General features: G+C 48.7%; 9 protein-coding genes. 8 read left to right on the plus strand and 1 reads right to left on the minus strand.

The genetic code is table 11. The annotated features are described in order from the left end of the window. Positions 1-24 precede the first annotated feature (24 nt). From HMPREF1863_RS08325 to pnuC, 7 genes are read left to right on the plus strand one after another with little or no spacing between them, the layout of a single operon-like run. Positions 25-705, plus strand: coding sequence for a TMEM165/GDT1 family protein (locus tag HMPREF1863_RS08325; RefSeq protein WP_068369964.1), 681 nt, complete (start codon positions 25-27; stop codon positions 703-705). Positions 706-731: 26 nt separating this feature from the next. Then, the gene (locus tag HMPREF1863_RS08330) at positions 732-1,400 is read left to right on the plus strand and encodes a tRNA1(Val) (adenine(37)-N6)-methyltransferase (RefSeq protein WP_068369967.1); all 669 of its coding nucleotides are present in this window, start codon (positions 732-734) and stop codon (positions 1,398-1,400) included. Then, complete coding sequence (rsmI, locus tag HMPREF1863_RS08335) at positions 1,390-2,205, plus strand: 16S rRNA (cytidine(1402)-2'-O)-methyltransferase (protein ID WP_068369969.1); 816 nt, start codon at positions 1,390-1,392, stop codon at positions 2,203-2,205. Before HMPREF1863_RS08330 ends, rsmI begins: the two co-directional genes overlap by 11 nt. Beyond that, positions 2,202-3,158: a DNA double-strand break repair nuclease NurA gene (locus HMPREF1863_RS08340; protein WP_068369971.1), complete on the plus strand. Its 957-nt coding sequence runs from the start codon at positions 2,202-2,204 to the stop codon at positions 3,156-3,158. Before rsmI ends, HMPREF1863_RS08340 begins: the two co-directional genes overlap by 4 nt. Positions 3,159-3,186: 28 nt before the next feature. Beyond that, the gene (locus HMPREF1863_RS08345) at positions 3,187-6,126 is read left to right on the plus strand and encodes an S-layer homology domain-containing protein (RefSeq protein WP_068369975.1); all 2,940 of its coding nucleotides are present in this window, start codon (positions 3,187-3,189) and stop codon (positions 6,124-6,126) included. 24 nt (positions 6,127-6,150) lie between these two features. Continuing rightward, positions 6,151-7,983, plus strand: a complete 1,833-nt coding sequence (locus tag HMPREF1863_RS08350; RefSeq protein WP_232300143.1) for an ATP-binding protein — start codon at positions 6,151-6,153, stop codon at positions 7,981-7,983. Between the two features lie 48 nt (positions 7,984-8,031). Further along, positions 8,032-8,715 (plus strand): nicotinamide riboside transporter PnuC, encoded by a 684-nt coding sequence (gene pnuC / locus HMPREF1863_RS08355; RefSeq protein WP_068369978.1) that lies wholly within the window; start codon positions 8,032-8,034, stop codon positions 8,713-8,715. A 74-nt stretch (positions 8,716-8,789) separates the two neighbouring features. Here the strand turns inward: pnuC and HMPREF1863_RS08360 are convergent, their stop codons facing one another. Then, positions 8,790-9,749, minus strand: a complete 960-nt coding sequence (locus tag HMPREF1863_RS08360; RefSeq protein WP_083508596.1) for an L-lactate dehydrogenase — start codon at positions 9,747-9,749, stop codon at positions 8,790-8,792. A 605-nt stretch (positions 9,750-10,354) separates the two neighbouring features. On the opposite strand from HMPREF1863_RS08360, the gene HMPREF1863_RS09005 reads away from it, so the two are divergent. Further along, on the plus strand, positions 10,355-12,283 hold the full coding sequence (locus HMPREF1863_RS09005; protein WP_083508591.1) for an acyl-CoA dehydrogenase family protein: 1,929 nt from the start codon (positions 10,355-10,357) through the stop codon (positions 12,281-12,283). Positions 12,284-12,286: the final 3 nt, after the last annotated feature.

Raw genomic sequence — 12,286 nt, forward strand, 5'->3', positions numbered from 1 at the left:
GAAGAATTAGGAAGGAAGCTTTGTTTGCGCGAATTTTTAGAAGCTTTTGGTATGGTATTTGTCGGCGAAATGGGGGATAAATCTCAGTTTTTAGCATTGGCCTTCGCCACCCAATACCCAATGAGAACCGTACTTTCAGGCGTAGGTTTAGGTATCGGCATCAATCACGGGTTGGCCATTTTGGCGGCCATGTTGATCGCCGGCATCTTTAAAGATGTGGGGTTTTTACAAATTGTGGCGGGGGTATTGTTTCTCTTTTTCGGCCTTTCCACTCTCTCCATTCAGTACGAGGATGAGGAAGAGGAAGTAAAGGCTACGTCCCGGGGTCCTGTGATGACCATCGCCTTCGCCTTTTTTATCGGCGAACTGGGCGATAAAACCCAACTGATGGCCATGACGCTGGCCATGAGCAGCGCCCGCCCCTTCCTTATTTTCTGCGCCACCGTCTCGTCTATGATCGTGGTGTCCTCTATGGGGATCCTCGTCGGAAAATATGTAGGGAAAAACATTCCGCAAGTGGCGGTCAGCTACCTCGCCGCCGCCCTTTTTCTATTCTTTGGCGTGAGCAAACTTTACGGCGCAGTGGATCCGGGGTTTTTACAACCGGGCTGGATCGGGTTATTCGCCCTTATACTTTCGGCGGCCGTTGTGTGGATTCTATTACAAAATAAAAAGCGGAGAAAAATGAAAGAGATCGACGGGTAATCAGTCTTTTAGCGAGAGGAGATAGTGTGGGAAAAGATTATATGCCGAAGAGCAAGAAAACCATTTATCAGGAAAAGGGCATTTTCGCCTTTAGCATGGATTCCGTCCTTCTCGCCGCCTATGGAAAGGCGAAAGGGGATATGCTGGATCTGGGATGCGGCAGCGGATTTTTGGCCATGGCGGCTTACGACGATGCGACGTCTGTAACGGCGGTGGATATAGAGCCTAAAGCCGTAGAGCTTTTGGAAAAAAGTGCAGGGGAAAACGGCATGTCTATGGAGATTCGCTGCGGCGATTTCAGAACGCTGGATCTGGGAACATATGACACGATCTGGACCAATCCCCCTTTTTATAAATCCTCTCTTCAAAATAAAAACGTCGCCGTGGCGCGGGCGAAACATTTGGACGAGGACATGCGTTGGTTTTACGAAGCATCGAAACTTTTAAAACCTAAAGGCGCCCTTTACGCCGTCGTGGACGTGGCGCACTTTCAAGATATTCTCGTAGACTTAAAGGAAGGGAATATGACCTTAACACATCTCCGCCCGGTCTATTGGCGAGAAGGGGAAGAGGCGCGGCGCATTTTATTTACGGCGGTTAAGGGCGGCGGCAGTTTTTTACATATGGCACGCCCTCTTTACATTTACGAGGTTGATGATTACACCGAGGAGGTGGCAGGATATTATGGCAGGTAAGGTTTATTTTTGCCCGACGCCTATTGGCAATTTGGAAGACATAACGCTCAGGGCGCTCAGGGTGATGAAGGAAGCGGATCTGATTTTGGCGGAAGATACTCGCCATTCCATGCCCCTTTTAAAACACTACGACATCCACACCCCTTTGGAGAGTTACCATAAATTCAACGAAGAGGAAAAAATCGGGGGCATTTTAAAACGATTGGACGAAGGGAAGGACATTGCCCTTATCAGCGACGCAGGTATGCCCGGCGTTTCCGACCCGGGGGCGGTACTGCTTTCGGCTCTTTTAAAAGAGGGCAGACCTTTTGAAGTTTTGCCCGGCCCTTCCGCCCACGTATGCGCCTCGGTGATTGCCGGCCTCGACGAAGGGCGCTACCTCTTCTGGGGCTTTTTGCCGCAAAAACACGGCGCCCGAGTGAAAACGTTGGAAGAGTTAGCGGACATTCCCGTGCCCGTGATTTTTTACGAAGCGCCTCATCGAATTCAACGTTTCGCCGAAGATGTACTGGCCGCTCTCGGCAATCGCCCTTTAATTTTCGTGCGGGAGATCTCCAAAATGTACGAGGAGCGAGTGGAGACCACGGCGGCGGATTTCCTGCAAAACATGGAGGACTTTACCATTAAAGGGGAATTTGCCGTGGTACTTATGCCCGGGGAAGGGGAAGAAGAGGAAATCGACATCGCCGCGGCCCTTCGGGAGCGAATGGACGGTGGCGAGAGCCCTTCCAAGGCGGTGAAGAGCGTGGCGAAGGCGTTGAATCTGCCGAAGAATTTAGTGTATAAGGAGAGTTTAAAGCTTTGAATCGAGAGGATCTTTACGAATTTCAAAACCAGATGCGCGCCTTAAACCGCGCGTTGAAAGAAAAATACGATCCCCTTTTCTCCATGTCGAAAAAGGATTTTAAGGGAAGCCTCACAGAAGAAATCGGCACGTTGTTTCATTTAGATCCTTTAAACGAGGAGGAGCTGAAAAACATAGGCACGGTGGCCGGGGTGGACGGCTCCGTGGTCAGAAGCGGCGGCGCCCATCCCCATTACATCGAGCTCTTTCAGGGCCTGGCACTGAGCCTGAAAGGGGAAGAAAAGCGGGTGCGGCGGGTTTATACCCCGGTGCTCACAGAAGATGACGCCATGAGCGCCGAAAAAATTCACGACCGCTATTTGGCGGAGGTGGAACTGGAAGCGGCTATTGCCATAATCGACGAAAGCGACGTAAACATTATAATGATGGACGGGGGCCTTCTACGCTATAAAATCAATTCACGGGAAAAATGGGAGGAGCTAAGGAGCCGCTGTATCTCGGAAAATATCCTTCTCGTCGGCGCCATCAAAGACATTAAGACCCGGGATATTGCCGAGCGCATGGGAAAGGCACGGGCCTTTTACGACAGAGAAATTTTAGCCGGCAAGCTGGATCGCGGCGAACTCCTGCTTCTTTCCGAGCGCGCTAAGGAAGAGGCGGGGGAAATGAGCAAAGAGGCGGCCGGGCTTACCAGCGGATTTTACCGCCCTACAGATCACTGGGAAGTGGTGGGCCTCGATGTCCTCGAGGAGCAAAAAGATCAGCTTATGACCCTGGCCAGGCTTCTCTACACGCTGACGCCGAAAAAAGGGCGGGGCGTGCCCTTCTGGATCGACGTGGTGGATAAAAGGGTGAAGGTATCCCCGACGGATCTTCAGCTTTTAATGGAAGAGAGCATGGATAGAGACATGATGGAACGATTTTTCGTATCGGAAAGGGACCGGAGAGTGTAAAAATTTGCATCGATGAAAGGAGCATGACATGAAGGGTTTTAGAAGAGCATTTTTACTTATGATACTTGCCATCGCCATTTTGTTTTCATCTGCCCCCATATGGGCGCAGGGGAATGAGCCGGTGCATGTCTACATTTTAATGGACGCCGGATCCATGTTTCCCGAGGAAACCCGTTTTGCCGGGTCCATTACCGATTTTGCCGAGCGAATCAAGAGACAGAACCCGAAAAACCGCGTGTCCGTTGTAGTCAAAAACGATACATTATCGGAAGATAGCTACGGCTATTTCTTCGGAAATTACGGCGGATTTACTCATCGCGTGAATCTTATTTTCGGAAACGGTGAACACACCTTTAAAGACAGTATCGCTCGCGTAAAGGAGCTTCAAAAAAAGGACGACCCGAGTTACCGAAAGGTACTCCTTATTATCGACAACGATTGCGATATATTGAGAACTGCCGACCGCGCCTTTGATTTCGTAAAAAGTGATTCGGACTACGGGCGCTATGAAAATCTCGTAACCCAAGGTTTTATGGATACGATGAAAGTGGCGGAGCCCTTCTGCAAAAATCAGGAAGTTTATTCTATTCGCTTTCCCATTTATAGCGGCGACGGCGGGCCGAAGGAATATGCCGCCTATACTATAAAGACCTTCGATCTGAAGAGGCGAATGGGCACGCTGATTCTTCACAGTCTCCAAAACCGAGGATTTTACGAGATGAAAGAATCGAATGTGGGTGAATTTGAGAGCGTCTTGCGTCGATTTGAAAAGAAGATCATCGAGAATAAGCGGACCCGCGTGCCGGCCCCCTACACTATCACAGAGCGCATTATATCCGGCGGCGACAATGACCGTACCTACGATGTGTCTGTCACCGTAGAGAAAAAGCCCGAGGCGGCATATCTAAAAAATCTTCGCTTCAAGCTGAGCCTCCCCGCCGGATATGAAATCGTAAGAGATAATAGAGAAGCCGGATACAGTGCGGAAAGCGAGGTAAAGCTCGACAAGATAAACGGAAAATACTCAGACATTCAGTGGAAGATTCGCTTCCGTGGCAAGATGCCGAAACCCGGTGATAAGATTACCCTCACTTACACAAACGACGATTATCTGCCGGAGCGCAGTGTAAAACAATTGGATATTCGCTCCATGGTCTTGCGAGAAAATTACTGGAGTTTCCCGAACTTCGCACATCTAAAAGACCATGTTTTTTCCAATAGCTATGTTCAATCTCTTTACGATAGTTTGCCGCCGAAAGAGCGCAAGCTTATAGACAAGGGAATGAAACACAATGCCGGCGGTAATTGCTACGGCATGGCCTTTACATCGATTTTGGCCAATGAAAACAAGCTGGATAAGGAACGATTGGGCTTAAAAGATTACGATAATCGTCCCTTAAAAAACAGCGACACCATCGCCAAAGCGACAAAAGACAGTGCCAAGGATATTATCCACCTCTACCAATCCTCCCAATTTTGGTCTGCGCCTCGGGATAAGGCCTTCCGCATAAGAAAGAATAAAACGGGTGTCCAAAAGCTGGTTCAATATATGCACGATGTGGAAAAGAACGGTGCGCCGCCTGTACTTTTTTCTTATGGCTATAAGGGGTCGGACGGAAAGCATTGGAGCCACGCTCTCGTTATGTACCACATGACAGCGAGCGATAAAACGGGTTATGATTACGTCATCGACTATTATGACTCCAATGATCCCGGCGCTTTAGGAAGCACGAAGCTTTACGTCAACTCCAAGAGCGGACAATTTATTTCCTCGACGGCCTCACTAAATGTGGGAAAAATCTCCGATATTGCTCCCCGCATCGACGCATTGGATCCCTTTAAATTAAAAGAAGTGGCCGATGAAGACAGCGTCCTCTTTATTAAGCCGGGAACGGTCTTTCAATTGGAATCTTTCGAAAGCAAAAAGCGCTGGACTATCGATACGCGGAACATGGACCGCACGGATCTTCCCTGGAGCGTTCTCGCAGGGGGCGAAGGCGATAGCTATTACGCCATTGCGCTCCCGGAAAAAGGAGCGGGGTATTGCTTAATGTCCACTGAAGGCGCGAAGCCCGTGGACGCTATGGTTTCCTACAAAGATCAACTCATGGAAGCCAAGGCGGAAGGAGCGATAGCTTTCGCCTTTAAACCTGACGGAAGCATTACCTTAGACAGTGCAAAAGGACGTGTAGAAGCGGAATTTGTACGAAACAGTAAAAAGGGAAGGGAAGAAAACTATTACGCCGTCGAGGGAACGGCAGCAGGTACCATCTCCCTGTCCCAAACCGCCGACGGATTAAAGGGCGAAGGACGCTTAGATAATGCTAAGCTGCGCTACGGCGACGGAAAGAAAAGAGAAGAATCGAAGAAAGTAGGCAACTTTACCGGCGGTTACTTCGCCGGAGCGAAGGCTACGGGCCTTCCCTTTGGGGATGTGGCGGAAAGGAGCTGGTACTATCCGGCGGTTCGCTACGTCTACGAAAAAGGGCTTATGACGGGCCTGGGTGCAGATATTTTCAGTCCGGAAACGTCCATAACTCGGGCGCAAATGGCGCAGATTATTTACAATATGGAAGGCGGACAATCGGCGAAGAACCCCTCTTCCTTTAAAGATGTTCCCGCAAACCACTGGAGCTTTAAGGCGGTGAGCTGGGCCAAGGAAAATAATATCGTGGCGGGATACGGCGACGGCAGCTTTAAGCCGAACGATCCCATTACCCGGCAAGATGCCGTGGCCATAATGTATCGTTACGCGGCGAAAAATAATGAAGCCCTCGCAACGAAGGTCAATCTTGATCGCTTTAAGGATCGAGGCGATCTTTCGGCCTACGCCGTAAAACCCATGGCGTGGGCGGTGGAAAAGGGCATTATTAACGGCGATACGAGCGGCCGCCTCAATCCGAAGAGCCCCATGAAGCGTGCGGAAATGGCGCAAATTTTAAAAAACGGAGAGAAGGTTCTCCGTTAATCGACAATAGATCGGAGAGTGTAGATGCAAATTAAAGTATTAGGCTTAACCAATCCCCGGGAGGTTACGGTAGGGAGTCGGGATCATAATTTCCGCGTGGCGGAATTTATTATGATCGACGACCCGGTGCAGGGCACGATTTTAGGGGAAGTAGTGGAGTCCCAAACCTATAATCGCTTTATCCCTATGGATATCGGCGGCGATTTCGTCGACGACGACGTCCTCGCCTCTTTAAAGCAATTGGGCTACGACATTCACAACGAAACCATTTACATCGCCAAGGTTCGCTTTTTAAGGGAAACCAACGAGCCACCCCTTACGGGAAGCGACGGCAGGGCGCCGAAGTTTTCGGAAATTCGTGATATTCTCGTGCCCACGGAGCCGAAAGACGGCCTCGTTCTCGGAAGTATTCGCAACACCGAATACCTTTACGACGAAATGGAAGACCATCTGAAAAATCTCTACGATTTATATGAAGAGGGGGCGTCTCATCCTCAACAAGACGTGCCCTATGTATTGGATCTTCGCGCCATGCACCAATACCCCCACATCGGCATTTTCGGCGGCAGCGGCAGCGGGAAATCGTTCGGTATGCGGGTCATTTTGGAAGAGCTTATGGAGCAGAAAATCCCCGGCGTTATTTTAGATCCCCACTACGAAATGGATTTTACCGAGCCTGCCCAAGGGGGTAAGAGCTACGAAAAGGGCCATCGCCGTTTTCAAATCGGAAGCGATGTAGGCATTCGCTTCGAGGATATGTCCAGCGGCGATCTGAAAAATATTTTAGACGCAAAATCCGATCTTTCCGAGGCTATGAAGGGCACGGTGGATTTGTTATTCCAAAAGGGCAATAATTTCGAGGGCTTTCAGGGTCGCATCGAAGACTTAATCGCCGGCCACGAAATCGGCGGCATCGAAAAGATCCGTGAAATGACCATGGAGGCGGGGCCTAAACAAAAGGAATGGCAGCGCATTCAAAAAGTTTTCGAGCGCTACGGCCGCTCCACGAATATTTCATCCCTCAAGGGCATTTTGTGGCGGGTCAACAGTTTGGAGCGCGACGGCCTCTTTTACGGCGATTCGACGCCGGTGGAGGAAACTATCTTCCAGGGAAAAATCGCCGTCATTCAAGGTTCGGTCAAGACCATTCAAATGTACGCCACCTACCTGATTCGCAATCTCTACAAAAAGCGCAGGGAGTATAAAGACGATCAACTTCTGCGCCCGGGTAGCGGCGAATACTTCCCGCCCTTTTTCGTTATTACCGACGAAAGCCACACCTTTGCCCCCAAGGGCATTCCCTCCCCGTCCAAGTCCGTCATCCGTGAAATTGCACAGGAAGGTCGGAAGTACGGCGTGTTTTTAATCCTCGCCACTCAACGGCCCACTCTCTTAGACGATACGGTTACTGCCCAGCTCAACTGCAAGATGATTTACAGAACCGTAAGGGCGCAGGACATCGACACCATTCGCGATGAAACGGATATTAGCAAAGAGGAATCGGCGCGGCTGCCTTATCTTCAAACGGGGGATGTGTTTATTTCGTCGTCTCATTTGGGACGCACCACCTTTGCCCGAATTCGCATGGCGCGCACCACCTCGCCTCACACGGAAAATCCCTTCGACGAACTCTTAAAGAGCAGGGGAAAAGATCTGGAAAATCTCCTCATCGCCGTCGGCGAGTTTCTCCCCATATCCGCATCGGCCAATGTACTCGCCGTGCTCACGGAACTGGAGAAAAAAGGCTTCAGCTACACGCGGGAAAGTTTGCTTTCGGCCCTGGATGATCTCGTAGACGAGGGTAAGCTTCAAAAGACGGAAGATTTCTTAGGCAACAGCCGCTACGACAAAGCATAAAATAAAAAGCATTCGACGTTTTTTATAGAATGCTTTTTCGGAGTTATAATGATACATTATTTTACAAAAGAAGAAAAATTACTTTGGATTTTATCCGCCCTGGCCATTATTTTTTCCTTTGCCCGGGGCGGAGGCGATTTTATTACCCTCGTCGCGTCTTTAATCGGCATAACCTCGATTTTATTCGACGCCAAGGGCAATCCCTTCGGCCAGATTTTAATGGTGATCTTCAGCTTGATATACGGCATTATTTCTTACAGCTACGCCTATTACGGCGAGATGATCACCTATCTGGGCATGACCATGCCCATGGCGGTGTTGGCCTTTGTCGCCTGGATGCGCCATCCCTACAAGGGGGATAAAAGTGAAGTGGAAGTGGCGACGATGACGAAGAGAGAATATAGGCAGATGACGGTATTGGCCGTAGGGGTGACTGTTTTCTTTTACTTTGTCCTCCGCTACTTCGACACGGCCAATCTTTACCCGAGTACCCTTTCGGTGACCACGAGTTTTGTCGCCGTCTACCTTACCTACAAGAGAAGCCATTATTTTTCCATTGCCTACGCCGCCAACGACGTGATCCTCATCGTGTTATGGGTTTTCGCCACATGGGACGATGTACGCTATGCATCGGTGGCGGTATGCTTCGTCGCCTTCCTCGCCAACGATCTCTACGCCTATTATTGCTGGCGGAGAATGGGCGAAAGGCAACGACGTGAATTATTAGAATAACAAGCAATAAAAAAGCGCTCGGTGGCATCGAGCGCTTTTTCTGTTAAAGAGAATTTTTGATGAGCTGCGGCTTCTTAGAAACCTAAGCGAGCCATACCTTCGTCTTGAACTTCCTTGACGGCTTTGTAAGAAATTTGCATTTTTTCTTTTTCTTCGTCGGTCAAAGGAACTTCGATGATCTTTTGGATACCGCTACGGCTCAATACACAGGGTGTACCGAGGTAGATATCGTTGCATCCGTATTCGCCGTCCATGTAAGCACCGAGGGTGATGATGGAGTGGGAATCTTCGATAATGATGCGGCAGATCTTAGCGAGTACTGTAGCGACGCCGTAATAGGTAGCACCCTTGGTGTCGATAATGCGATACGCTTTGTCGCGAACGTCGGTGTAGATTTTTTCCTTAGCTGCCTCTACATCGTCGGTTCTTTCAGCTAACCATAAGTCGATGTGGCGGCCGCCGACGGATGCGTTGGACCAAACGGGGAAAGAAGTATCGCCGTGTTCGCCCATGATGTTGGCATAAACGTCGCGAGCATCGAGGTTTAAGTAACGAGCGATTTCGTCGCTGAAACGAGCGGAGTCCAAAGAGGTACCGGAAGAAATAACACGTTCTTTCGGGAAACCGGAAATCTTTAAGACGGCATAGGTTAAAATGTCGACCGGGTTTGCAGCTACGAGGAAGATACCGTTGAAGCCGGATTCCATAATTTGTTCGACGACATCTTTAATGATGGCGAGGTTCTTGTGAACCAAGTCGAGACGGGTTTCGCCCGGTTTTTGGGGAGCGCCTGCGGTGATGACGATAATGTCGGCATCGGCGCAATCGGAATATTCTGCGGCGTAAATACGTTTTGCCGAGTTGTAGGTTAAAGCAGCGGTTAAGTCCATGGCGTCGCCACGTGCTTTGTTGCTGTTAACGTCGATTATACCGAGTTCGCGGCCGAGACCTTTAAGGGTCATGGCGAAAGCGAAAGAAGAACCGACGGAACCGTCGCCGACGAGAATTACTTTCGCATTTGGATTTTGAATCATAGTCATTTGAACTACCTCCTATTATTGGGTGTGTAAGTTTATTTCAAGACGATTATAGACCGAATTGACAGAAAATGAAAGCGAAAAAGCGAAAATTGTTCGTTTTCACAGCAAAATATAACGTCGACAAAATTACAAACGAAAAGATTGAAAGGATAATGTATTTTAACGGATTTAAAGATAATATACATAGTACGGAAAAAGCGCGATCCAAAAGCATGTGATTTCCTTGCTGAAAACGAGTTCATAATGAAACAAAAGAAAAAATCTATCCACGCCGATGGAAAAAATAAATTTCTCCGAAAAAAAGAATTATTTTTAAAAGTCTGTGCCAAATGACGAACGGTTTTTTAAAATGCCGCGACCTCGCAAAAAAACTTTTTGAAATATTGTGTAATAGCGACAGATGAGGGTAAATGAAGAATGTAAGCTCGAATTGGAAAAAGATATCGAAAAATTTTTAACTTACACGCCGTAATAGTGTTTACAAGGCGAAACTCTTGTGCTAGTATAATCTATACACGAGAGGTGTAGTATGTAGTCGCGAAAATCAAAACCACATACGTTGAGATTCTAGTTAATGAGATCGATTGCAAGGAGGAAACATGTTATACAAAACCACCGAGGCGCATGAAGCATTAAGAAAAAAAGTTCGCGAGTTTGCGGAAACTGTCGTTGCGCCGGTCGCCTTTGAACTCGACCAAGAAAACAAATTCCCTGAAGACATTGTCGCGCAAATGGCCGATTTAGGTATTATGGGCCTTCCTTATTCTGAAGAATATGGTGGAAGCGGCGACGATGTCATTTCCTACGCCATTGCCGTTGAAGAATTATCCCGCGTAGACGGCGGTGTCGGCGTTATTTTATCCGCCCACACATCCTTAGGTACTTATCCTATCGATCACTACGGCACGGAAGAACAAAAACAAAAGTATTTAGTTCCCCTTGCAAAAGGTGAAAAACTCGGCGCCTTCGGCTTGACGGAAACCAACGCAGGTTCCGACGCCGGCGAAACCGAAACCACGGCCGTTTTGGAAGGCGATCACTACATTTTAAACGGTCAAAAGATTTTCATCACCAATGCACCGGCAGCCGATACCTATGTCGTATTCGCCGTTACCACGCCGGACATCGGAACCCACGGTATCAGTGCTTTTATCGTAGAAAAAGATTTCGAAGGCTTCACCTTCTCCGATCACTACGACAAATTGGGTATCCGTTCCTCCACGACGGCGGAACTTCACTTCAATAATGTTAAAGTTCCTAAAGAAAACTTGCTCGGCAAAGAAGGCAAGGGCTTTAACATCGCCATGTCCACATTGGACGGCGGCCGCATCGGTATCGCCGCACAAGCTTTAGGTATTGCACAAGGCGCCTATGAACACGCCCTGGCTTATGCGAAAGAACGTGTTCAATTCGGCCAACCTCTTGCAGCCAACCAAGGTATTTCCTTTAAGCTCGCCGATATGTACACCAAAATCGACGCAGCACGTCTTTTAATCTATCGCGCAGCTGAAATGAAACAAAACGGCGAACGCTACAGCTTGGAAGCTGCGGAAGCTAAAATGTTCGCTTCGGATATGGCCCTCGAAGTCGTCAACGACGCCCTTCAAATTTACGGCGGCAGCGGCTACATGAAAGGCATGGAAGTCGAACGCGCCTATAGAGATGCGAAGATCACCACAATTTACGAAGGTACCAACGAAATTCAAAGAGTCGTCATTGCAGCCAACATCATCGGTAAAGCGGCAAGATCTTCCGGCGGCGGTAAAAAGAAATCGGCCAAGGGCCCCATTACCGGCGTTCGTAAGAGAGAAATTTTCGACAGCGACAATCAAGAAGAAAACGTTAAAAACCTTATTGCCGCCCTTCGAAAAGACGGTTACGATTTCAGCGTCGGCATCGACCTTCAAACACCTATTCTCGATGCGGAACGCGTCGTTTCCATGGGTAAAGGCTTTGGCGGAAACTTGGAACTTGCAGAAGATTTGGCACGTGCTTTCGGCGCCGCCATCGGTTCTTCAAGACCGGTCGCCGAAACCGATAAGATTCTCCCCATTAATCGCTATGTCGGTATGTCCGGTCAAAAATTCCGCGGCAACCTTTACGTCGCAGCCGGTATTTCCGGGGCAGGCCAACACTTAAAGGGCATTAAAGATGCGGCTACTATCGTCGCTATTAACAACGCGTCCAACGCCATGATCTTTAAAAACTGCGACTACGGTATCGTCGGCGATATCGAAGAAGTAGCGCCCCTTATTATCGAAGCCTTAGGCACCGAAGGAAAAGGCGAAGCACCTGAAATGGTGAAGATGAAACGTCAAAAACCGAGAAAGACCGCTCCGAAAGACGATATTTACGTCTGCCAAGGTTGCGGTTTCGAATACAATCCTGAAAAGGGAGACGAAGAAAGCGAAATCGAAGAGGGAACACCTTTCGATAAATTACCGGAAGAATATATTTGCCCGAAATGCGGTGAAGAAAAAGATAACTTCATCAAGGTAAGTTTCCCGGAAGATCGTACTTTTAAATAGAGA

It is taken from the genome of Aedoeadaptatus coxii (genome assembly GCF_001553115.1).
Taxonomy (GTDB): Bacteria; Bacillota; Clostridia; order Tissierellales; family Peptoniphilaceae; genus Aedoeadaptatus; species Aedoeadaptatus coxii.

Coding starts and splice junctions, on each gene's coding strand:
- rsmI (WP_068369969.1), top strand. CDS start 1,390: ATGGCAGGTAAGGTTTATTTTTGCCCGACGCCTATTGGCAATTTGGAA.
- HMPREF1863_RS08350 (WP_232300143.1), top strand. CDS start 6,151: ATGCAAATTAAAGTATTAGGCTTAACCAATCCCCGGGAGGTTACGGTA.
- HMPREF1863_RS09005 (WP_083508591.1), top strand. CDS start 10,355: ATGTTATACAAAACCACCGAGGCGCATGAAGCATTAAGAAAAAAAGTT.
- HMPREF1863_RS08345 (WP_068369975.1), top strand. CDS start 3,187: ATGAAGGGTTTTAGAAGAGCATTTTTACTTATGATACTTGCCATCGCC.
- pnuC (WP_068369978.1), top strand. CDS start 8,032: ATGATACATTATTTTACAAAAGAAGAAAAATTACTTTGGATTTTATCC.
- HMPREF1863_RS08360 (WP_083508596.1), bottom strand. CDS start 9,749: ATGATTCAAAATCCAAATGCGAAAGTAATTCTCGTCGGCGACGGTTCC.